This window comes from Aquabacterium soli, from assembly GCF_003933735.1.
GTDB classification, from domain to species: domain Bacteria; phylum Pseudomonadota; class Gammaproteobacteria; order Burkholderiales; family Burkholderiaceae_C; genus Aquabacterium; species Aquabacterium soli.
This window is the reverse complement of the sequence record NZ_RSED01000020.1, coordinates 1-22,799: the sequence shown is the minus strand read 5'-3', so window position 1 is coordinate 22,799 and position 22,799 is coordinate 1. Positions and strand designations below refer to the sequence as shown.

21 protein-coding genes are annotated in these 22,799 nt (G+C 62.5%); 11 read left to right on the top strand and 10 right to left on the bottom strand.

Annotated features, from left to right (window positions below):
* Positions 1-80: 80 nt before the first annotated feature.
* The 9 genes from xfp to EIP75_RS19480 all read right to left on the bottom strand — a co-directional run bounded on the left by xfp (position 81) and on the right by EIP75_RS19480 (position 11,256).
* Complete coding sequence (gene xfp, locus EIP75_RS19520) at positions 81-2,510, bottom strand: phosphoketolase family protein (RefSeq protein WP_023093277.1); 2,430 nt, start codon at positions 2,508-2,510, stop codon at positions 81-83.
* Positions 2,511-2,616: 106 nt separating this feature from the next.
* Positions 2,617-3,945 (bottom strand): class I SAM-dependent methyltransferase, encoded by a 1,329-nt coding sequence (locus EIP75_RS19515; protein WP_023093276.1) that lies wholly within the window; start codon positions 3,943-3,945, stop codon positions 2,617-2,619.
* A gap of 154 nt (positions 3,946-4,099) precedes the next feature.
* On the bottom strand, positions 4,100-4,552 hold the full coding sequence (locus EIP75_RS19510) for a MerR family transcriptional regulator (RefSeq protein WP_009516039.1): 453 nt from the start codon (positions 4,550-4,552) through the stop codon (positions 4,100-4,102).
* A gap of 217 nt (positions 4,553-4,769) precedes the next feature.
* Positions 4,770-5,903, bottom strand: a complete 1,134-nt coding sequence (locus EIP75_RS19505; RefSeq protein WP_023093275.1) for an acetate/propionate family kinase — start codon at positions 5,901-5,903, stop codon at positions 4,770-4,772.
* Between the two features lie 295 nt (positions 5,904-6,198).
* Positions 6,199-7,866, bottom strand: a complete 1,668-nt coding sequence (locus tag EIP75_RS19500; RefSeq protein ID WP_023093274.1) for a DUF3141 domain-containing protein — start codon at positions 7,864-7,866, stop codon at positions 6,199-6,201.
* 8 nt (positions 7,867-7,874) lie between these two features.
* Positions 7,875-8,174, bottom strand: coding sequence for a heavy-metal-associated domain-containing protein (locus EIP75_RS19495; RefSeq protein WP_023093273.1), 300 nt, complete (start codon positions 8,172-8,174; stop codon positions 7,875-7,877).
* A gap of 18 nt (positions 8,175-8,192) precedes the next feature.
* Positions 8,193-8,519, bottom strand: coding sequence for a DUF2933 domain-containing protein (locus EIP75_RS19490; RefSeq protein WP_023087262.1), 327 nt, complete (start codon positions 8,517-8,519; stop codon positions 8,193-8,195).
* Between the two features lie 636 nt (positions 8,520-9,155).
* Entirely contained in the window at positions 9,156-10,580 is a 1,425-nt protein-coding gene (locus tag EIP75_RS19485; protein WP_476561147.1) for a heavy metal sensor histidine kinase, read from the bottom strand.
* Entirely contained in the window at positions 10,564-11,256 is a 693-nt protein-coding gene (locus tag EIP75_RS19480; RefSeq protein WP_023093272.1) for a heavy metal response regulator transcription factor, read from the bottom strand. Before EIP75_RS19480 ends, EIP75_RS19485 begins: the two co-directional genes overlap by 17 nt.
* A 254-nt stretch (positions 11,257-11,510) precedes the next feature.
* Here EIP75_RS19480 and EIP75_RS19475 point away from each other — a divergent pair, with 254 nt between their 5' ends.
* The 9 genes from EIP75_RS19475 (at position 11,511) to EIP75_RS19435 (ending at position 20,818) form a co-directional block, all read left to right on the top strand.
* Positions 11,511-13,394, top strand: a complete 1,884-nt coding sequence (locus tag EIP75_RS19475) for a copper resistance system multicopper oxidase (RefSeq protein ID WP_023093271.1) — start codon at positions 11,511-11,513, stop codon at positions 13,392-13,394.
* A 25-nt stretch (positions 13,395-13,419) separates the two neighbouring features.
* Entirely contained in the window at positions 13,420-14,400 is a 981-nt protein-coding gene (locus EIP75_RS19470) for a copper resistance protein B (protein ID WP_005408883.1), read from the top strand.
* Between the two features lie 37 nt (positions 14,401-14,437).
* Positions 14,438-14,923, top strand: a complete 486-nt coding sequence (locus tag EIP75_RS19465) for a DUF411 domain-containing protein (RefSeq protein WP_023087259.1) — start codon at positions 14,438-14,440, stop codon at positions 14,921-14,923.
* A gap of 33 nt (positions 14,924-14,956) precedes the next feature.
* Positions 14,957-15,229 carry a DUF2933 domain-containing protein gene (locus EIP75_RS19460; RefSeq protein WP_006226242.1) on the top strand — a complete coding sequence of 91 codons (273 nt, stop codon included), beginning with the start codon at positions 14,957-14,959 and terminating at the stop codon, positions 15,227-15,229.
* 155 nt (positions 15,230-15,384) lie between these two features.
* Positions 15,385-17,823, top strand: coding sequence for a heavy metal translocating P-type ATPase (locus EIP75_RS19455; RefSeq protein ID WP_079279894.1), 2,439 nt, complete (start codon positions 15,385-15,387; stop codon positions 17,821-17,823).
* Between the two features lie 140 nt (positions 17,824-17,963).
* Positions 17,964-18,350, top strand: a complete 387-nt coding sequence (gene copC, locus EIP75_RS19450; protein WP_125244953.1) for a copper homeostasis periplasmic binding protein CopC — start codon at positions 17,964-17,966, stop codon at positions 18,348-18,350.
* Between the two features lie 4 nt (positions 18,351-18,354).
* Complete coding sequence (gene copD, locus EIP75_RS19445) at positions 18,355-19,281, top strand: copper homeostasis membrane protein CopD (RefSeq protein ID WP_125244952.1); 927 nt, start codon at positions 18,355-18,357, stop codon at positions 19,279-19,281.
* A 128-nt stretch (positions 19,282-19,409) separates the two neighbouring features.
* Entirely contained in the window at positions 19,410-19,694 is a 285-nt protein-coding gene (locus tag EIP75_RS19440) for a CopK family periplasmic copper-binding protein (protein WP_003090336.1), read from the top strand.
* 233 nt (positions 19,695-19,927) lie between these two features.
* Positions 19,928-20,818: a LysR family transcriptional regulator gene (locus EIP75_RS19435; RefSeq protein WP_003097524.1), complete on the top strand. Its 891-nt coding sequence runs from the start codon at positions 19,928-19,930 to the stop codon at positions 20,816-20,818.
* Positions 20,819-20,822: 4 nt separating this feature from the next.
* On the opposite strand, the gene EIP75_RS19430 is transcribed toward EIP75_RS19435, so the two are convergent.
* On the bottom strand, positions 20,823-21,128 hold the full coding sequence (locus tag EIP75_RS19430) for a helix-turn-helix domain-containing protein (protein WP_003097526.1): 306 nt from the start codon (positions 21,126-21,128) through the stop codon (positions 20,823-20,825).
* Positions 21,129-21,235: 107 nt separating this feature from the next.
* On the opposite strand from EIP75_RS19430, the gene EIP75_RS19425 reads away from it, so the two are divergent.
* Both EIP75_RS19425 and EIP75_RS19420 read left to right on the top strand, forming a co-directional pair.
* Complete coding sequence (locus tag EIP75_RS19425) at positions 21,236-21,877, top strand: LysR substrate-binding domain-containing protein (protein WP_125244951.1); 642 nt, start codon at positions 21,236-21,238, stop codon at positions 21,875-21,877.
* Positions 21,878-22,163: 286 nt separating this feature from the next.
* On the top strand, positions 22,164-22,475 hold the full coding sequence (locus EIP75_RS19420) for a hypothetical protein (protein WP_196643839.1): 312 nt from the start codon (positions 22,164-22,166) through the stop codon (positions 22,473-22,475).
* Positions 22,476-22,799: the final 324 nt, after the last annotated feature.

The window sequence follows — 22,799 nt, the reverse complement described above, 5'->3', positions numbered from 1 at the left end:
CAAGACGGCGACCCGCGGCAGGGCGGTCTGTCGCTGCAGACCGCCGATAAATCCGGTCGCGCCATGTGACCGAAAGGGGTTCAAGCCGGGGCCATCACCATGCGCGGGTCGCCATGCCCCTGCACGGCCGCCAACTCCTCGACGCTCAGCAAGCTCACCGGATCGACACCGAGCCCTTGAGCCGCCTCGGCCGCCACGTGCGCCCAAGTGCAACGGTTCGCGAACAGCATGCCGGCCACATCGAGCGTCCCGCCGCGCGCCTGGTAGCCCAAGGCACGGGTCTGCCGCGCCCCTGTATCGATCCGGCGCATCAGGCCCAGCGTCGGCTCGGGTCGCATGTGCGACACGATGACGCGCACGGCGGCAGTCTCCGGGAACAGGCCGCGCAAGGTCTGGTCGCCGGCCACAAAGTCCTGCTCGCGTTCGTCGCGGGGCGCTCTGAAGCGGCCCGGCTCGATGACGCAGGTCACTGCGGTCCGATGTCCGGCGGCTTCGAGGCGCCGCGCCGCAAGCAGGGCCTGCTGCAGCTGGTATGCGCCGATGGCAACCAGCAACACGTCGGGGGCGTCGCAGGGCTTCACCACCCAACCACCCTGATCGACCAAGCGTTCGGCCTGCTCGGCACTCAACTGGCTGGCGACGGCCCGCTTGGGAACGACCAATGTCCAGAACTGGCCGTGCGAGGCGTAGGCCGCGCGCAGCGCCGCAACGGCACTGTTGGCATCGACCGGGAACAACACGCGCGAGGTGTCGGACATTTCGCCCAACAGCGCTTCGGCCAGCGTCGGATCCTGGTGCGACTGCTCGTTCTTGCCGTTCTCCCAGGTGTGGGACGTCACAACCGTGACCACCGACAGCCATCCGGGTGGTGTGCCTGCCTGCGCCTGGTGTCGCGCGAACAGGATTTCCTGGCGCAGCGCGCCCAGCATCTTGACGGCAAATGCCTCGTAAGAGACGACCAAGTTGATGCCGCCCTTGTTGCCCAGCGCCGCGCTGACCACCGCTTCTTCGTTGAGCGCCGTGATCACGGCGCCATCGACGGCCTCCGCCAGGCCCGGTTCGGGCGTGAAGACGCGGTGTTTGAGCAGGTCCAATGTCTGGCCCATGCGGTTGCTGCGCAGCTCGTCCGGATTGCCCACCCGCGGACGCAGCTGTGGGTTGGCTTGGACGAGGGCCGCGAAGGCTCCGTCGAGTGCCGCCATTGGCGAGACCTCGCCCTGGCCCGCAACATGCCACTGCGGAACCGGAAGTCTGGGGGCCGCCACCTGGCGGTGCGCCAGGGCATGGTCCCGCTCCAGGGGACGATGCTGCACTTCGTGCCGGCACAGTAGTGCCACCGCTTCGTCGAGTTCGTGCGACGGCACGAAGAGAGCGCGAGCACCCTCGTTGAACTGCTGAAGCGCTATCTGGTCGACCCGGGGGTTCCCCTCCAGCGGCAGGTTGTGCGCGGCATTGGTTCCAGCACCGGGGAAGCCGAATCCCTTGGGCGCTTCGGCGATGGTGTAGTGGAGGGGTACCGGGTACTGAACGGTGCCCTGCGAAACTCCAGCCGCGCAGGCCGACAACCGCTCCTCCATCGCGTGAACGGCCCAGGCGAACGCGGCGGGGTCGGTGCCGTCGATCTCCATCGGGTCGAAGCCGTTCAGCCGCAGATGCTGGTGGAACCATTCTCGGCCCCCCTGCTGCTGCATGGTGCTGCGCTGTTCGATGCGGCGACCGTTGAGGATCATGAACGGAGCCACGAAGCCGCTGTCTTCTGCCCGCCACCAGCGCGGCGCCCAGTCACTGCCACGCTGCTCCTCGAAAGCGCCGTCGCTGAGGAACACCACCAGCCGCTCGCCGGGCAAGGGCATGTGCACGTACTGCAGTTCGGCAAAGCCGAGATAGCCGCCCTCGGACAGACCGCCTGCCGTATTCGGGCCGACGTGGCTGCCCAGCGGCGAGGCGGGACGCCCCTGTGCGTCGATCGCGTAGCTATAGAAATCCCGGGCAAAGCGCGTGAGGCCGCTTTCGCTGCGGTCGTATCTCTCGGCGTGGCGCGGCGTCATGTTGCCCACCAGCAGGTTGCAGGCATCGATGCCCGCGACGCAATGGCCCTGGCCCATCAACCAGCCACGCGTCAACCCACTGAGCGCGTTCGCGGCCAGGTAGCCGACATAGGCCGGCACGATGTTCAGCGACCCACCGGTATGCCCCTCCGGCGTCTCCTTGAAATCCTCGGCTCTCATCCCCCGGCCATCGGGATAGACCCGGTCGGCATAGGTCATGTGAACCGTCAACCACATGCCTGCCACGGCCAGGCGGTCCGCCGCCCACAGCGTGCGATACACCGCGGTTGTGTCGCTCGCCTTGCCTTCGGCAACCAGCACCTGTGCGAGATCGTGGACTCGCAGTTGCGTGAGATCGTTGTGGGTGATGGGGCCGTGGCCGCGCGCCCAGCGGGCGAACTCGGGATCAGACTCGCGGAACACGCGGACGCGCTCGGCGACCCAGGGAAGCTCGTGGTTCATGTGGAAAGTCCTTGAGAGCCGGCACGCAGGTAAGCGCGACGGCGAGATTGGGAAGGCTGGCGTCTGCGATCGTCTTTCGCGCGCCAGCGGCACGGCCATCTAGCGTTCATGGCTGGTGTTCTCCATAAAGATCAGAGCGGGTCAAGGGCACGGGCCAGCTTCCGCCGTCGCGTTTGGACGCGACGATCTGGTAGATCCCAGTCCCCCCGGCCTCGAATTCCAGTGCACACGCCGCCATGTACAAGCGCCAGATGCGGAAGGTCACCTCATCGACCTCCCGCAAGGCCTCCTCCCGGCGCGCTTCGAGCCGCTGGACCCAATGACGCAAGGTCAGCGCGTAGTGGGGTCGAAGACCTTCGACGTCATGGATCTCGAAGCCGGAGCGCTCCATCCCTAGCTGGATATTGCTGACGCAGTCCAATTCGCCGTCGGGGAAGACGTAGCGGTTGATGAACTCGGTCGCGACGGTTCGGCTCCAGCCCTCCTCGTCATGGGTGATCCCATGGTTGAGGAAGAGTCCTCCTGGCCGCAAAACCCGCTGGACCACCGCGTAGTAGGCCGGTAGGTTCGCGAGTCCCACGTGCTCGAACATGCCAATGCTTGACACCTTGTCGAAAACGGCCGTGCCTTCGAGGTCACGGTAGTCGCGCAGTTCAACGGTGACGAGATCCTGCAGGCCCTCCGAGCGGATGCGCTCGCGCGCGTATTCGAGTTGCTGTTGGCTGAGCGTGATGCCGTGCGCACGGACGCCATGTTCTCTTGCCGCCCAGCATACGAGCGCGCCCCAGCCGCAGCCGATGTCGAGCAGGCGTTCGCCTCGCTGCAGACGCAGCTTGCGGCAGATGTGCTCCAGCTTGTTGCACTGAGCCTGGTCCAGCGTGTCATCCGTCGCCTTGAAATAGCCACATGAGTAGACCCTCTCGGCATCGAGCCAGAGTCCATAGAACGCGTTGGACACATCGTAGTGAAAGGAGATCGCGGCCTGATCGGTTTGACGCGAATGGCGATGGGAGAAGCGACGTGCGACGCGCGAGGCCAGACTCCGCGAGGGCTTCAACCCGTCCTGGTCGGACACGCGCAGCAGCAGTGCGTCGCGCAACAGGGCCAGTTTGTCGCGCCAAGAGAGCGAAAACTTCTCGAAATGCGCCTTGAGCCCGAGCGCGGTGTACAGGTCTCCCTCAATGTCGATGGTGCCGCGGAAATAGGCTTCCGCCAGCAGCAGCGGATCCGGGCGCAGGACCAAGCGACGCAGCAGGCCCGGGTCACGGATGATCAGGGTGTATTCCGGGTGCGATTCGAGCTCGTGCAAGAGCATATCGCCCAGACGCAACGCCGGCGGGCGCTCGATGCCGGCCAGCAGCCGGCGCAAGATCCGTAGCGCGGCGGCATATCCGTCGGGCGATACGGTTCGATCCCGTGTCGTGAGGTGGCTCATCGGGGGCGCCTCGCTCGCTCGTGTGCAGCGGATGCTGCGAAGTGGATAGACGACTCACACTTGGCGCTGGCGTGATCGGCACGACCACAACCGCTGCACCGCATGTACGTAGAGCGTCGTGATGCCGGGGAATGTCGACGATGATCAGAGCGATTCATGCGCGTACACGACGGGACTTCGCGCGCACCGAATTGCGCTGAACGTCCGCATCCGCTCCTTCGATCAAGCCGCAGACGGAATGGCCATCCGGGACGCCGTCCGGCAGCCGCTTCCAGTCGCGCTCTGCCTGCTGCATGCGGCGATGCAAATCCGTCGCCTCCTTCAGCCGCCGGGCCTGCTCGTCAAGCCGTTCGCTCAGCAGCGCCCGCGCGCGCGGACAAGGCGATGCACCGCGCTGGCTCATCTCGACAAACTCTGCAGCGTCCTTGAGCGTGAAGCCGAGGGCCAATGCATTGCGTATGAAACGCACCCGGGCGACGCTTCGATCCGAGAATGCGCGGTAGCCGTTCGTGCCCCGGCCATCGGGCACCACAAGCCCCACCCGAAGGTAGTGACGCAACGTGTCCGGTGTGACGCCTGCCGCCTTGGCGCATTCAATGAGTTGCATCACCATCCTCCAGCAAGGTTGTCTTGAATCCCTTCACTTTCGAGAGAGTTTGAACCCAGGTGCTGCACATGGGTCAAGGGCCCGGTGTCTGAACCGCTCCGTTTCTTCCTTCAACGTGCGGTTGGATGGGCAACTGGACCATCTTCGGCGCGAGCATCAACGGGCGTGGCTCCCGGCCCGGAGGAAGACTTATCGTGGTCTTGTCCCAGTTCATTGCCTATACCAAACCACTTGCCTGGTCATTCAGCGCTCGGAACGTCTCACGCGCGATCGCTAACTGCTCGCGTGCTTGAACCACCAGCACGGCGACGGCGGATCGGGATGACTGCAACTGGGCGACTTCAGTGTTGGGCGAGTAGGCGCGATTGCGCTCTTCGTCTAGTTCCAGGCCGATGAACTCCAGGCCATCAACGATGCGCCGACGCAACGCGGCCGAATTTTCTCCAGCTCCGCCAGTGAAGGCCACAGCATCGCAACCGCCCATCGCGGCGGCGTAGGCGCCGATGTACTTGCGCACGCGGTACGCGTGTACCTGCAATGCCAGTTGGGCGGCTGCGACTCCTTCTCCCGCGCGCTTCTCCACAATCCGCAGGTCCGAACTCTCACCCGACAATCCTTTGAGTCCACTGTCGCTGTAAAGCGCCGCCTCGATCTGCGCCAACGTCAAACCCAGTGCGCGTGCGACGAAGCCGGGTACGCCAGGGTCGAGGTCTCCACAGCGCGTGCCCATCACAAGACCTTCAAGCGCGGTCATTCCCATCGATGTATCGATCGACCTTCCGCGATCGATCGCGCAGACGCTGGCGCCGCTTCCAATGTGGCAGCTCACGATACGAAGTTCTGACGGCGGCCGTTTCAGCTCGGTGCTGACGGCGGCCAGTACACCCTGGTGGGACAGGCCATGGAAGCCGTATCTCCGTACCCCTGCCGCGCGCCACGATGGCGGAACAGCATAGGAAAGGGCGTATTCGGGCATGTCGTCATGGAAAGCGGTGTCGAAGACCGCGACGTGGCGCACGCCGGGCCAACGCTCACGGGTCAGGCGTATGCCGGCCAATGCGGCAGGATTGTGATGCGGCGCCAGAGCCGAAGCCTTGCCGATCTCGCGTTCGACTTCTTCATCCACGAGCACCGCGTTGCTCAACAGTGGGCCACCGTGTGCGACGCGGTGACCAATGCCATCGATCGTTGTGACACCCGCCCTGTGCAAGTGCCGCTCGATCTCCTCGAAGGTCGCAGCATCCACCGCAGGATGATCAATCGCCGAGTCGATCAATGGCAAGGTACGAGCCGACTCGAAAACTCCGAACTTCAGGGTCGCACTGCCGGCATTGATGGCGAGGACGCGCATGTCGGAGCTCCGTCAGCGCCGGTCAGTGCCGACGTCGCCGCCATTGGCAACGTTCATCAGATCGAATTGCCAAGTTTCGCTCGGCGCTAGCAGCACGCGAGGCCGCCGATCAGGCCCATGCTTCCGATGCTGTAGCGCCGTTGCTGGCGTGGTGATACGGGAGAATCCAACTTTGATCCGTGCCTGGACGACGCTGAAAAGCGAAATCGGCCGTGGCAGGCGCATCGCCTCCGACAAGGAGCGTGCTGCTTGCGACCCGTGAGCGTCTCTTTTTGCAGCCACAGTGGAGGGTCGTTCAGTTGGCATAGGCCTGCTCGAACACAAGCTCAGCCCACAGGTCCCGGCTCTTGCGCCATGATTCCATGGCCTGCCCAATCGCGTCTGCACCAGTTCGCTCAAGCTGATACCAAGGATTTTCGGCCCGATGGGGATCCTGCGCACCCCACTGCTCAAGCCATCGTTGCACCCATGGCAGCAGCGCCAGGGCCGGGGTCACCTGCTCGGACCAGACCTTGCGACTGACGCGCATGGGGTGCAGCGCGCGAAGTTCACGAGCCGAGTCGGGGGTGACGGCGAAGCGGACCCACGGCGACACCCACTGCGAATAGAAGCGCTCGGTGATCTCCGAAAGTGCTTCGACCTTGTCGAACCCCGCCGGGTTGGCGTCGTAAGGCAGGTCTTCCAGCCGCCGCGGCTGGAACTGCGCAGCGGCGGCCGACTCCGAAGAGGCGCTGTCCTCCAGAACCATCTCGTAGAGTCCAGGCTTGAGTGCCTGGATCGATTCGGCATGATGCAAGATGGCGCGGTGCTCGCGTCGCGCCACCCCCGCGGAGACGAAGATGCCAAGGTGGCCAACATGTTGGTGCAGCAGGTACACCACGCGCTGGCCCGCCGCCACCAGGTCTGCGGTCGTCGGATATACCGCTTTGAGCCAGCCGAGCGCCTGGTGGGGCGGTGTGATGTTGTCGCCGTTGGAGCAAAAGACTACCAGCGGTGCGCCAATGCGGCTGAGATCCGCGCGGCAGTGGCCATCGACCACGACCTCGCCGCTCTCCAGGTGATTACCTACGAAAAGATCGCCTGCGATCGACAACATTTCCTCGCGTGCAAGCTGGTAGAAGCCATTCCACCAACGCTCGAACTCCAGGAAACGATCGCGCTCAGTCTCCGGCTGCGCGAAGAGCGTGTCGTATTTCTTGAACACGCCCTCGGGCCGCAACGCCTCGAAGTTCTGGACCAGCCAGGCACCGTCGAATCGCCCGGCGCCGAGGTCCGACACCCAGTGCGCCGGCCAGATGCCGCCCGTGAACCCACCGAGCAGCCGCATGGGGTTGACGCCTCTCTCGCCTGCCCAGTACGACAGCGGCGAGCCATTGAGCACTGCCAAGGCGGCACGGTGCTCGCAGTGCGACAGCGCCAGCGTGATCGCCCAACCGCCTTGGCAGTTGCCGTAGACGATCGGGGCCTTGCCTCGGTGGCGCTTGGCCACCATGTCGATGAATGTGGCCAGGGTCTGGACGACTGCGCCCATGGTCTGGCCCTCGACGGGCTCCGGATCGAACACTGCGAAGTACACGGGATGGCCTTCGAGCAGTGCCATGCCAACTTCAGAATCGCGTTTGAAGCCGCCGATGCCAGGGCCGTGGCCGGCGCGTGGATCGACCACCAGCACCGGTGCGGCGCCTTTGCGCACATGTTTCTCCAAGGCGTCGGTGCCACAGCGAGTGACACGCAGGAGCCGGTAGTTGCTCGCTGGCTGCAAGTCGTGGCCGTCGGCCACCTGCTCTGACTCGAAGTGGAGAAGCGGCGGCATACCCGCCGCTTCGTGTTCGGTCATGTTGTTGGCGCGCTGCCTCAGCGCTTCGCCTGACGCGACGGTCCGCCACAGCATGTCGCCCCAGTAGGCGGCAAAGAGCGCAAGCGGTGCGGCGGCCATACCCTGGGAGTTCGTGCGGGTGTCCATGGCGTCGATCAGCGGCAGCAGCAGCCGCCATGCCCCTTTGAACGGACAGCGGCCGGCGCATGGGAGGCACCGGCACCCGCCGCAATGCCCGGCGAGGAATCAGCGGATGCCTCGTAGCCCGCGGCAGCTAAGGCCGCGATCAGCTCAGGCGTCTTCTGGGCCGTCTGGTCGCCGGTGACACTCGCTGCGCCGCGAGCGAGATCGACATGCACGTCTTGCACACCAGCTACGCGCTTGAGCGCCTTGCTGACCGAGTTCGCGCAGGAGGCGCAGGTCATGCCGGCAACCTTGAGTTCGATGGTTTCCATGATGATGCTCCGGTGGTTTCAGTGGTGGTGCCCGGACTGGCCGACGGATTTCGGGCGGCTCCGGTCGTCTGATTGGCGCGCAGGCGAACCCTCTTCATCGCCCCGAGGCGGCTGATCTTGATGGTCATGACCACCATGTGCGCCGTGACTGCCATGGCCGAAGATGTGTATCAACGGACAGGCGAGGATGAAGAGGAAGGGAAGCAGTTGCAGAAGATGGGCGTTGTGGCGGTAGAACATCCAGGCAACGGCGGCGGCGAGGCCGAGCCACAGCAGCCACTGGTTGATGCGAGACCAGTTCGGGCTGTTTCCTGTGCTCTTACTTCGATCGGGCGGAATATTCATGGCGATGCTCCTTCGTGAAGTTGACCCTTGTCGATTGGCGAGATTCCCGCATTCGAGTGCCGTGCAGGGCGCTGATCAGGCCCATCCATGAGACAGGTATGCCAGAAGAATGGGGCTGAACACCGGAGATTTCCATGGCCCCGGGCTAAAAAGTCCTCGATAGTTTCTGAGCATGATCGACCCGTGCCAAATGTGGCTTGTTAAGCTCAGCATAGAGCTGAGGTAAAGGCAGTACCTTGATCTTGATCAAAAAGACTCTCTGTACCCAGCTACGGGGTACATACCCCGCGCAGCGAACCAGCAGACCAGCTCACCTCAGGGGCTCAGCGCACACCGCCAAGTGAGCGCGCGACAGATGTGCCGAGCAGGCAGACGTTCGGCACCGATCGGAGGCTATCTACGAACGGTGTCCGGAACTGTGACCGGATCGCGGCCGAGCAAAGGCCCTCGCGTGCGGTGTGGACGTAGCGATGGGATACACAAGCGCATGATGTCGGCGCCTGCCGCTAGGACTGGGCACGTGGCAGTCACGGAGAAAAAATGTCCCGCTCGCGTAGCAACGTGGCCGGCCGGGTAGATCCCAGAATCAGGCAAAGAGATACGCCAGTTGGCTGGACGGACCGCAGCGCCCTCGGACTACTGCCGCAGATGGGGCAATACCAAGTCAAACCTGGTGACAAGCTCACTGGAGGTCACGGCAACGGAGCCACCATGTGCCTCCGCAATCGATTTCACGATGGCAAGGCCAAGACCGGCGCCCGCCGTATTTCGTTGCCGTGCCGGATCAACTCGGTAGAAGCGGTTGAAGAGCTTTGGTAGATCGGGCTCAGGAATTCTCTCACCGGGATTGACCACACTGATCGTTGTCCACTGCTCATCCTGCGAAAGCAAGACCGTGATGCTCTTGCCGCGAGGCGTGTGTCGAATTGCATTCGAGAGAAGATTGTTCAGCGCCCGGGTGAGCATTTCTCGATCCGCCGCTATGCTGCCGATCGCCCCTTTAACACCAAGCGTAATGCCGCTATCTTCTGCCAGCGCCTCGAAATAGTCGAACAGACTCCGCACCAATTCGGACAGATCAATGGTAGACAGACGCAAGTTGCGGGGATCATTTTCCGTTTGGGCAAGAAACAGCATGTCCCCAATCATGCGTCCCATCCGATCAAACTCTTCCAAATTTGAATAGAGGATTTCTCTGTATTCCTCGTTGCTGCGCGGCTGGCCAAGCGCCACGTGAGTCTGCGTGACCAGGTTGGTGACGGGCGTGCGCAACTCGTGCGCGATGTCTGCGGAAAAGTGTGATAGCCGGGTGAAGCCTTCCTCGATTCTCGCCAACATATCGTTGAAGGCGAATACCAGTTCCGCCAGTTCGATCGGCACATCCCGAGGATCCAGCCTCACATCCAGCTTTGAAGAGCGAATCGCCCGAATCTCTTCATTGACCTTGCGAATCGGCAGGTGGCCCCACTGCACCGCCAGCCAAGCCACACCGAGCGCCAGACACATGACCAAGCCGGTTGCCCACCAGAGCATGCGCTTGAACTCCGCCAGGAAGTCGAGATGAAAGCCGATGTCCATGGCGGCGACGATGCGGTAGCCGGGCGCCGCTGAATCGTCAGCAGGCAGTTGTATCACCACACCTCGATATGACCTCTGATCCTCCTGCCACACGATCAAATCGTCAGCGGTGATGCGGTTGACCAACTTTTTGCTACTGGCAAGTCTCGACAGGTCAGGGCCGGGCGTGGCATAGATGCTAGTGCCAGACCCATCGTAGACGCCGTACGTCATCCCATGATGTCCTGCGACTGCGTTGGCCAAGTGTTGCTTCAGTTCGTCGCTTGCGATGTCACTTGCAAGCTGGCGCAAGGGCTGAGCCAAAGCGGTTGTCACTGCCTCCAGTTCGTGGGCATCCTGTTGAGCAAAGTGGTGCTCCAACGACCGAAGAATGACCCAGTTGAACACAAGAAACACCAAGGTCGTGGTGATACCAACCAGGGCCGTGACCCTTAATGCAAGCGACGCTGGACGGCTTTGCCGCGGCTTATGGCGCAGGGGCATCATCGGGCGCATCGAGCGTGTATCCCATTCCACGCACGGTGTGGATGAGCTTCGGATTGAACGCATCGTCTATCTTCGCGCGTAGACGGCGGATGGCTACATCGATGACGTTGCTGTCGCTGTCGAAATTCATGTCCCATACCTGCGACGCGATCAGAGAACGTGGAAGGACCTCCCCCTGGCGACGGGCCAGGAGCTCAAGCAACGCGAACTCCTTGCTGGTGAGATTGATGCGTTGGCCAGCGCGCGTTGCGCGCCGGCGCGCCAAGTCCAGTACCAAATCGGCAACCTGGATGCGATCAGGCTGGCTCGGAGCGCTTCCGCGTCGCAGCAGCGTCCGCACCCGCGCCAGCAACTCAGAGAACGCGAATGGCTTGACGAGGTAGTCGTCCGCTCCCAGTTCCAATCCCTTGACACGGTCGTCTACACCGCCACGCGCCGTCAGAAAGAGCACAGGGACCTGTTTACCGGCATCTCGAAGGGCACGCACGATGCGCCAGCCATCGACATCCGGCAGCATGACATCCAAGACCACCAGATCGTATGTCTCGCCCATGGCCAGGTGGTGTCCGTCCAATCCGTTGCGCGCCAGAACCACGACGAATCCCGCCTCCATGAGACCTTGGCGGACGTAATCCGCCGTCTTGTTCTCGTCTTCAACGACTAGCAGTTTCATCGCATGTCCTATGAAATCGCTACGGCGCAGAGCAATAGCCGCTCACGATGTACGCATTCATCCACTTTCAATCAGTAATTTACTGGGTGCCAGCTTCCACGAACATGACACGAACATTACATGAATGTAATTCAAGGGTCATTCGATAGAAAGTGCCCAACCCATAGCATGACCTGCATTGCGTCGAACTGTGCCGCTCAGGATGGGGTGGCGTTTAGAACGACTTCCGAGTCATCTATGGAGGATTTCAGGCCATGCCGCCTCGTTCACCCTTTTTTATCGTGCCCCCACAGGGCCTTTCTCGTCGGCGTTTCGTCCAAGGGTTAGCCGCCGGCGGCGTTCTCGCTGGGCTGTCCACGCCAGCGTTCAAGGCATTTGCCCAGCAAGGCTCCGCGACGCGCGGTGCCGCCCCTGTGCTGAAGGGCACCGAGTTCGACTTGGTGATCGCCGAATCGCCCGTGAACTTCACGGGCAAGCCAGGCGTGGCTACGACCATCAACGGCTCGCTGCCGGCACCGACATTGCGTTGGCGCGAGGGTGACACCGTCACAATCCGTGTAACCAACAAGCTGCGTGAAGCCACATCCATTCACTGGCACGGGATCATCCTGCCGTATCAGATGGATGGCGTGCCGGGCATCAGCTTCAATGGCATCGCTCCCGGCGAGACCTTCACGTACCGCTTCAAGGTTCAGCAGAGCGGCTCCTACTGGTACCACTCGCACTCCGGCTTCCAGGAACTCACGGGCATGTACGGGGCGATCATCATCGACCCTGCTGGCGCCGAGACCATCCACGCCGACCGTGACCACGTGCTGCTGTTCTCGGATTGGACCGACGAAGACCCGATGCGGGTGTTCACCAAGCTCAAGTCCCAAAGCGACTATTACAACTACAACCAACCTACCGTCTTCGACTTCTTCCGGGACGCCTCGCGCGAAGGCACGGCCGCTGCGATCGACAAGCGCAAAATGTGGAACGAGATGCGGATGAATCCGACGGATCTCGCAGATCTGTCTGCCGCCACGCTGACCTATCTGGCCAACGGCGTCACCCCCGCCGGCAATTGGACGGCGCTGTTCCGACCGGGTGAGCGCGTGCGGCTGCGCATGGTCAACGGTGCGGGCAACACCTTCTACGACGTACGCATTCCCGGACTGAAACTCACGGTGGTGCACGTCGATGGTGTTGACGTGGAGCCGGTGACCGTCGATGAGTTCCGATTCGGTCCTGGCGAAACCGTCGACGTGATCGTCCAGCCACGGGATGACGCTTACACGATCTTCGCCCAGGCGATGGACCGGACAGGCTACGCGCGTGCCACGCTGGCCGTGCGTGAAGGTCTTCAAGCTCCCGTGCCTGCCCTCGATCCGGTCGAATGGCTGACCATGAACGACATGATGGGCGGCATGATGGGGGGCATGGACCATGGCGGGTCCGGCCAGGCCATGGAGATGACCGGGATGACGGGCATGACCGGGATGGGCTCGGGTTCGATGTCCGGGATGGATCATGGGGCGATGGCTGGCATGAACCACGGCGCCATGAACCACGGTGGCATGGCGATGGATCACAGCCAACACGCCGCGGCGGCGGGGGGACTGGCCGTGCCCAGCACTACTGCTCGCCACGCTCGCACCGAGTATGGTGCCAGCACGGACATGCGCGTTGACATGGCGCGCACCAACCTCGATGACCCCGGCATCGGACTGCGCAACAACGGTCGGCGCGTGTTGACCCTCGCGGATCTGCATACCCCGTCGGGGCCGCTGGACAAGAGAGGCCCTGGCCGGGAGGTCGAACTGCACCTTACGGGCAACATGGAACGCTACGCATGGTCCCTGGACGGGCTGGAGTTCGGAAAGTCCACGCCGGTGCACTTCAAACACGGCGAGCGGCTGCGGGTCATTCTGCACAACGACACCATGATGACCCATCCCATGCACCTGCACGGCATGTGGAGCGAGCTGGAAAGCCCCGACGGTCGCTTCCTTGCGCGCCGCCACACCCTGCCGGTGCAGCCAGCACAACGCATCAGCTTCCTGGTGACAGCCGACGCGCTCGGCCGCTGGGCGTGGCACTGCCACCTGATGTTCCACATGGATGCCGGCATGTTCCGCGAAGTCGTGGTGTCTTGAACCCAGCGCACAAGGAAGACCAAGAATGTCCAAAGCACTCCCCACTCGCGCACTGGCCACGACGCTTCTGGCCCTGGTAAGCGTCGCCGCCCAGGCACAAGCACAGAACGACCATGCAGCGCACGGCCAGGCCGACGCTCAAACGGCCGCGCCATCCACTCAGACCGTGGCTCCTGCCGCCGACCCGCACGCGGGTCACGCGACATCGGCGAGCGGCTCGACCGCGGCCCCGGCCATGGATCACGGCAACATGCAGATGCAGGGCGGGTCGGCGCCTCCTGACGCCCGCGATCCGCACGGCTACTCCAATGGCCTGACATTGGGATCGGGCGACTACGCCGTACCCGGTGTGCCGCGGCTGATGCTGGCCGACGAACACAGGTTCTTTTCGTTGCGCGGCGAAACCCTGGAACGCCGCTTCACGCGCAAAGGGGACGATTCCACGGCCTACGACCTCCAGGCGTGGTATGGGACGACCTACAACAAGGCCGTCGTGAAGGCCGAAGGCGATATCGCCAAAGGAAAGCTCGAAGAATCGCGTACCGAGCTTCTCTGGGGGCACGCCGTCGCACCGTACTGGGACACCCAGCTCGGCGTTCGGGTGGATAACGGAGAAGGCCCGAGCCGTCAATGGTTGGCTTTCGGCATCCAGGGCCTCGCCCCCTACTGGTTCGAGCTGGAGGCGACGGGCTACGTGGGAAGTGGTGGACGTACGGCGCTGCGTGTCGAAGGCAGCTACGAGCTGCTGCTGACCCAGCGACTGATTCTGGAGCCTCGCGCCGAGTTGCAGTTCTATGGCAAGGACGACCCGGAACGCGGTATCGGCAAGGGCCTGGCCGAAGCGTCTGCTGGCTTGCGCCTGCGCTATGAATTCAGTCGCCAGTTCGCCCCCTATATCGGCGTGGAACGGGCGGGCAGCTTCGGACGCACCGCGGACTATGTGCGTGCCGAAGGCGGCCGTGCCCAGCAGACGCGCTGGGTGGCTGGCGTGCGATTCTGGTTCTAGAACCTAGCGGGTTTGATCATCTGATGAGAGGCAATCTATGAACATGCACTACGACAGAAGCCAGGGCAAAGTGCCGAGACGCCAGGCATTGATCGCTGGCTTGTTGGTGATGGCACTCGCAGGACCGAGCCTGGCGCAGAGCCGACCGATTGCCAAGGTCTGGAAGGACCCGAGCTGCGGATGCTGCAAGGACTGGGTCTCACACCTGCAAGGCGCAGGCTTCGATGTGCAGGTTCTCGACACCGGGAACACCGCAGCGCGCACGCGGCTGGGCATCCCACAGAAGTACGGTTCTTGCCACACGGCGCAGATCGGCGGCTATGCCATCGAGGGTCATGTGCCTGCCTCGGACATTCAACGCTTGCTGCGCGAAGCCCCCCAGGCCATCGGCCTCGCGGCGCCGGGCATGCCGGTCGGTTCGCCCGGCATGGATGGTCCGGCCTATGGTGGACGCAAGGACGCCTACGACGTGCTGCTGATCGGGAAAAGCGGTAGCAGCACGGTCTATCAGTCGCATCGCTGACCATCCATCAACCCTTCTTCGTGGAGATATGCCATGCAGCATCAGCACACACAGACCCCCAGCGATCGTCCCCGGTTCTGGCGATCGCGCTACGGCGTGGCGTTCCTCATCATCGCCGCTGTCGCCGCGTATTTCCTGCTCAAGGAGCACACGGCGCATGTTGCCGGCTATCTCCCCTTCCTGCTGCTGGCGGCTTGTCCGCTGATGCACCTGTTCATGCACCGTGGTCACGGCCACGGCGGACACGATCATGCCGCGCGTCAGGGTGAGGAAGGTGCCGCAGCCTCCAAGGAGCAGAAGCAATGAGTCGAGGCACTCGCACCGTGCGAGCACGCGACGCCGCGCTTGTCTCCTTGCGCGCCTGCGGCCTGCTGCGATCACCAGACACCAACGGTTAACGGCGGAGGCCACTTGTCACTATGAATTCACCCAGTAAGTCTTCAGGACAGGAGCACGCAGGCATGGCGGCGGGTGCCACAACGTCCGGCCCGCATACGCACCACCATCACGCCAGCCATGCTGGAAGTGACGATGCGGGCGGGTCCTCAAGCCACACGCAGCCCGATGCCGCGACGCGAGATCCGGTGTGTGGCATGGCGGTCACGGCGGCGTCGCAGCACCGCTCCACGCACTTGGGGAACACGTACTTGTTTTGCAGCACCGGATGCAAGGCCAAATTCGACGCCGATCCGGCGCGATATGCCAGCGGTGACGCGGGCATAGGCACACGCAGCGGCCATGCACCGCATCACCATGCCAGCACCGCAGTTTCACCGGCCCCGGCGGCATCGCCAACCGCGCCCGGAACCATCTACACCTGCCCGATGCACCCGGAGATCCGCCAGGATCATCCGGGAACCTGCCCCAAGTGCGGGATGACGCTGGAGCCTCTGCTGCCCGACCTCGATGACGACAACCCGGAGTTGCGTGACTTCTCGCGTCGCTTCTGGTGGACCTTGCCGCTGACGCTCGTGGTCCTGGCGCTGGCGATGCTGGGCGAGCGGCTGCACCTGATGGACATGGCTACACAGAGCTGGGTCGAGTTGGTGCTGTCGTTGCCGATCGTGCTGTGGGCCGGCTGGCCCTTCTTCTCCCGCGGCTGGCTGTCCGTGGTCAACCGCAGCCCGAACATGTGGACACTGATCGGCCTGGGAACAGGTGCGGCATTCATCTACAGCGTTGTGGCAACCGTTGCGCCGGAAGTGTTTCCAGCTTCCTTCATGTCCATGGGACGGGTCGGCGTGTATTTCGAGGCCGCCGCCGTCATCATCTCGCTGACACTGCTCGGCCAGGTGCTGGAACTCAAGGCCCGCTCCCAGACTTCGGCGGCCATCAAGTCGCTGCTGGGGCTGGCGCCCAAGACCGCGCGGCGCATCAATGCGGACGGCAGCGAGGAAGACGTGCCGCTCAGCCATGTGCACGTCGGCGACCTGCTGCGCATCCGACCCGGCGAGAAGGTGCCGGTGGATGGCATCGTGCACGAGGGCAGCAGCTCGATTGACGAATCCATGCTGACCGGCGAACCGCTGCCCGTCAGCAAGCGCGTGGGCGACAAGGTCATCGGGGCCACACTCAACACCAGCGGCGCGCTGGTCATGCGTTCGGAGCGGATCGGCTCGGACACCGTTCTGTCGCAGATCGTCCAGATGGTCGCCCAGGCGCAGCGTTCCAAGGCACCGATGCAACGCATGGCCGATGTCGTTGCCGGCTACTTCGTGATGGCCGTCGTCGCCATTGCGGTCACGACGCTCTTTGTATGGGGATTCTTCGGGCCACAGCCCACCTGGGTCTATGGACTGATCAATGCGGTGGCCGTCCTGATCATCGCCTGCCCGTGCGCGCTGGGTCTGGCCACGCCGATGTCGATCATGGTCGCAACGGGCCGTGGCGCCACGCAGGGCGTGCTGTTCCGCGATGCCGCGGCGATCGAGAATCTTCGCAAGGTCGATACCCTCGTCATCGACAAGACAGGAACCCTGACCGAAGGCCGACCTGCTTTCGATCAGGTCGTCGCAGCGCCCGGCTTTACGAACGATGAGGTGCTGCGTCTTGCGGCCAGCCTGGACCAGGGCAGTGAACACCCCCTGGCCGACGCCATCGTGCAGGCCGCGCGTGCCCAGGGCCTCCAACTCGTGAAGCCTCAGAGCTTTGAATCGGGAACCGGCATCGGCGTGCGCGGAAAGGTTGAGCACCGGCAACTGGCGTTGGGCAACACAGTGCTGATGGAACAGTCTGGCGTATCGGTGGAACCGCTCGTACCCCAGGCCGAAGCTCTGCGCGGCGAAGGGGCCAGCGTCATGTACCTGGCGGTGGACGGGCAGCTCGCGGGCTTGCTCGCCGTATCCGATCCGGTCAAGGGCAGCACCCCCGAGGCCCTGGCCGCGTTGAAGGCTGCGGGCCTGCGGGTCATCATGGCCACCGGGGACGGGCAGACCACCGCCAAAGCCGTCGGTGCACGCCTGGGCATCGACGAGGTGCATGGTGAGGTCAAGCCGGCGGACAAGCTCATGTTGATCGAGCGGCTGCAGAAAGAAGGACGCATCGTCGCCATGGCCGGTGACGGCATCAACGACGCGCCGGCCTTGGCGAAGGCAGACGTGGGCATCGCCATGGGAACGGGAACCGACGTGGCGATGAACAGCGCCCAGGTCACGCTTGTCAAGGGCGACCTGCGTGGCATCGCTGTCGCTCGCACGCTCTCGGTGAGTACCGTGCGCAACATGAAGCAGAACCTCATGTTCGCCTTCCTCTACAACGCGCTGGGCATCCCCATCGCCGCCGGGGTTCTCTATCCCCTCACGGGCTGGCTGCTGTCGCCGCTGATCGCAGCATTGGCGATGAGCCTGAGTTCGGCGTCCGTCGTTGGCAACGCCTTGCGCCTGAGAGCGAGCCGACTGTGACCGGATTTTCTTTCTGAACCTACAGGAGCCTGCTATCGCCCAGCGAACCGTTTTTTTCGTTCCACGCCGTTGCGAAGGTGCAAGCCTTATCTCGGCATTTCGTTCTTAAACCACACCTCACACATCCAGTAGAAACTTCTATGACCCGTTCACATTTCATCGCCAAGCTCGTCGCGCCGATCGCTGCTGGTCTGTTCGCCACCGCCGCATTCGCGCATCCTTCGCTGGTGTCTTCAACGCCGGCCGACAAGTCGCAGGTTTCCGCGCCAGCCACCATCGAGCTGAAGTTCTCCGAGACGCTGGTGCCGCAGTTCTCCACCGCGAGCCTTGTCATGACTGGCATGCCGGGAATGGCGAGCCATGGCCCGATGAAGATCAACGCCAGCGTCGCGGCTGCCGGCGACGGCAAGACCATGGTCATCACGCCGGCACAGGCGCTCCAGCCCGGTGACTATCGCGTCGAATGGCGCGCCGTCTCCTCGGACACGCATCCGATCTCGGGTAACGTCACCTTCAAGGTGAAGTAAGCCCATGGCCGGGGATTGGTTGACCATCGTCCTGCGCCTGGCGCTGTATCTGGACCTGGCGGCGGCGTTTGGCGTCGCCATGTTCGGTCTCTATGCTTTGGGCAACGACGAGCGATCCTCGACGATCTCGCGCCGCTATCGCGTCCTCATTGGCGCATCCGCTGCCATCGGCATTGCCCTGTCGATGTGGGGCATGACGGTCATGGCCAAGGCCATGTCCGGTGCCCAGAGCTACGCGGAGCTGTCAACGCACGTCTTCGACATGCTCATTACGGGCACGCACATGGGCATCGCCTGGTGCATTCGCATCCTCGCGCTGTTGGTGTGTGTGCTCGTCGCAATGTTGAAATTGAACGCTACCTTGCGATTTGCAGTGATGGCGCTCTCCACCGGCGTGGCGCTGGCGACCCTTGCGTGGGCAGGCCACGGCGCGATGGACGACGGCGTTCGCGGCTACATCCATCTTGCGTCGGATATCACGCACCTCTGGGCAGCGGGCGCTTGGGTGGGCGCATTGGTGGCGTTCTTGATGCTGGCATCCCACAAGCGGGATGTCGCGCAAGACCCGGTAGCGGTCCTCAGTCGGACGTCGAATGGCTTTGCTCGCATAGGTACAGCGATCGTGGCTGCACTCGTCGTGAGTGGAATTCTCAATTACCTGTTGATCGCCGGACCATCGTTTGATCCGCTCATCTCGACGCTGTATGGCCGGCTGCTGATGGTAAAGCTCTTGCTTTTCGCAGGCATGCTGGCGTTGGCTGCTGCCAATCGGTATCGGTTGAGCCCGAGCCTGGAGGCAGCTTTGAAGGCAGGCAATCGCGCACAGGCAGTCATTAAGCTTAGGCAGAGTCTGTTCACGGAGGCGACCTTGGCCGTTTTGGTTCTGGCGAGCGTTGCATGGCTTGGCATCTTGTCTCCCACTGGAACCTAGTCCTTCATGGGCGGCAGATGACAGCACATGAATTGAATGTAATGCACGGGTAAGCGCTCTGTAGACCGCCTGCTTTTACATTTAACGACGCGGCGCAAGTTGTCGTCGTTTTTACAAAGGAGTCGATCATGAAATCGCAAATTGTCATTGCCGCCCTGTTGAGCGCTCTCTCCGTGCCAGCCTTCGCCGGTCATGCAGCAGCCCAAGCAGCCAAGGAAATGGTTCCCTTGGCTGACGGAGGAACGCTGTACATCTTCAAGGACGGAAAGATGGCACAGGAAAGCCGCTTCGGGCGCGCCGTCTATCTCAATGTCGGAGCTTCGGTGTCGACGAAGGATGGGCGCAACATCGCGATCACCAGCAATGAAGTCGCTCGCCTCGGGTCGCTGCTACAAAAAGAGCACGGCGGATGACGCCGCGGGTGTGCGGTGCTTTTCAAAGCTTCTGCACAGTGTGACAGAGACGCGCGCCCCGATCGGGCGCGCGCGCGCTTGGGACGCGTCACGAGCAACCACGAGCGCTCAAGATGCCAGTTTTTGCGATGTCAAGCGCATCAACTTCCCTGAAATGGATCCAGCCTCCCCGTCCACCGTGATTCGTCCACGGGACATCTGGCGCGAATGAGAACTTGCGAGGAGCCCGATTTATGGAGTTGCGTCATCTACGATGCTTTGTCGTCTTAGCAGAGGAGTTGCATTTCACGCGGGCGGCCGAGAGGCTGCATATAGAGCAACCCCCCTTGTCTCGCGCGATCAAGGAATTGGAAGATGAGCTTGGGGTCACGCTGTTTGACCGCGACCGCAGGGGCACACGGCTGACCGTGGCGGGGGCGGCATTCTTGCAGGACACCCGCCGACTCTTCACTGTCCTGGAGCAAGCGCGTGAGAATGCCAGAGCAATTGCCGCGGGCCTGAGGGGCAGCCTGCGCATTGCAATTTCCGATGGTGCGATGGACCCACGACTATCGGCGTTCCTAGCTCGTTGCCGCGCGGAAGAGCCCGAGGTCGAGATACGTCTCTCCGAGGTACCGCTGACCGAGCAGATACGGGGCCTACGGTCTGGCGACTTCACGATCGGATTTGCACATGCGGCGGATGTTGGCGAAGGCATCGTGGCTGAACCGATCTGGCGAGACCCGATTGTGATCGCCGTGCCAGCGCGGCACTCGCTTCTTGCGCACAAGCAAGTTCCGCTGAACGAACTTCAGGGTCACCCACTGGTTCTGTGCGACAAACTGGCCTGCGAAGGCTACTGCCGAGAACTAAATCGGCTGCTACAGGTTCTGGAACACAGACTCAACGTTGTCGAAGAAGTGTCGTCGCTGGACATGATGCTAACGCTCGTCGGCGCAGGCTATGGGATTGGTTTCATGACGGCGACCAAGATTCCCATCAGCCAGAGGCCGGACGTGGTGATTCGCCCTCTGGCGCAGGACACGGCGGTAATCACAACCTATCTGCTTCGGCCAGAAAGCAGCAACTCATCGGTTTCGCTGGATCGCTTCATCGAACGTCTGCGAGGACCTCCGGATGACTAAAGCGTCAATGCCTATCTGAATCGTGCGCCGCGGCACGAAGATTGCGTTCGGCTGCGCTGACGAGTTCCGCAGCACTGAGCTTGAGTCCGGCGGCGATTCTTAAGATCAGAGCGAGAGTGGGCATGTGCTCCCCACGCTCTATTTTGCCCATGTGCGATCGCTCGATCCCTGCTTTCGCAGCCAGTTCTTCCTGAGCAACACCTTGCGTCAGGCGGGCGACACGAACGGCCGCTCCGAATGCCAACGCTGGCTCGGCGTCGAAAGTGGTAGTTCCTGGGGGACGGCCTCGTCGGACAGTTCGCTTCTCCATCCTTGGAAGCGTCGAACAGTCCAAACAATTTAACCACGTTAAGTTTAACTCAAACTAGCTATCATGAAGACTTTCCATCCTTGTCTTATCGCTTCTTGGGGCCTCTCATGCACGACGCCACCAGCCCACGCCCACAGCTCAGGCTCGCCATAGCGCCTGGTGTGGCCTCTTCGTACCTAGCTGCATTGCTTGCCCTGCAGCGCGCGGAGGAGCCCGAAGTTTCTATGGAATTTAATGAGGTTACGGCGAGCGATCTCATTACGGGCCTGTACAAACGGCGCTTCGACGTCGGCCTTTCTCTGAAGCAGGTGAGCGATTCTTCGCTCAAGAGTCTTTCTATTTGGTTCGAGGCGACAGCTCTTGCCACGCCGCTGCGATACCCACTGCTCCGGCAGCAGTCAATCAGAATAGACGAACTTAAGGAGCACTCCGTGTTTCGATGGAAGGCCGAATATTCTCCTCCGCTGGACCAGTACCTGTCCTCCATGTCATCAACGGAAAGGCCGAATGTCCAGCATGTCAGTTCTTTTGAGATGTTATTGCTCTGGGTCGCAGCTGGATATGGCGTAGGGATTTCTTCGCGATCACGCATCGAAACCGCTAGCCAGTGCGGAATCTGCACGCGCCCAATAGCCGATGGCCCCTACGAGGTCATTACGCACCTGCAGCGACTCTCGGGGCAGACGAATCTTGTAGCTGATCGATTTGAGCTTAGAGCCTTGCGAGTTGCCGAGGCGCGTAAAGCATGACAACCACGTGCGGTGGCCGCCCTTGCCGGTGGATTTGCAGCGGGTGCCGGTTCGGGCCAAGGCGCCGTCCAGACGCATCAATTCATCCTGGAAACTGACCTTGATCAATTCAACTCCCTACAACTTCCAATAGTATGTCCGCATGATCGGCTTAAGGCGCCTTCTCGCAAGATGGAGCCGCTGGATTACCAGCGGCCTAGTCGTAACCTTGCTTTTCTCGCAGGTTGCGATGGCGATGTACGTCTGTCCCAAGCCAGACCCGAGGGCATCTGTGGAAACCACGCAAATGCGTGCCACGATCTCGATGCAGCAGGCTGACAAGTTGCCAATGTCGGATTGCACCGGCATGCCTGATTCCATGGACAGCGAAGCGCCACAGTTGTGCCACGCTCATTGCAGTGGCGATCGGGAGTCGGCGCTTTCATGGCAGGGGCTGGACATTCAGTTTCTCGCGGCGCACGTGATGTGGCTCCCCAACTCGCTGCCCGGGTTGGTTCTCGACCGGGTAGCCCTCAGGCGGCACGTTACCTACATTCCTCCCAATCCCCGCGCGGGCTTTCCCCCGATCTATCTCACGTTTCAAGTCCTGCGGAATTGACACGCCGATCCGTGCTCGCCGCGCACCGATGCGGCAGACCACGTGATTTCGTGAATACCAATTCCGAGGACAACCATGTTTACTCCCTTTTTTGGCGCCCCCGAGGGGCGCCCGTCGGCGTACGGCCGAGGCACAACGCCGGCCTCGATGCGATTGCATCGTCTGAAAGCTATCAGCATCGCATTGGCGGGCAGTGCGCTTGTTTCGCCTGTAGGCTACGCCCTCGATTTTGCTGAGGCACGCCTTATCGCGGAGCAGCAGAGCCCGCGCATAAGCGCGCAGCAGTTGCAGGTTAACGTCGCCTGTTGACGCCGACCGAAAACT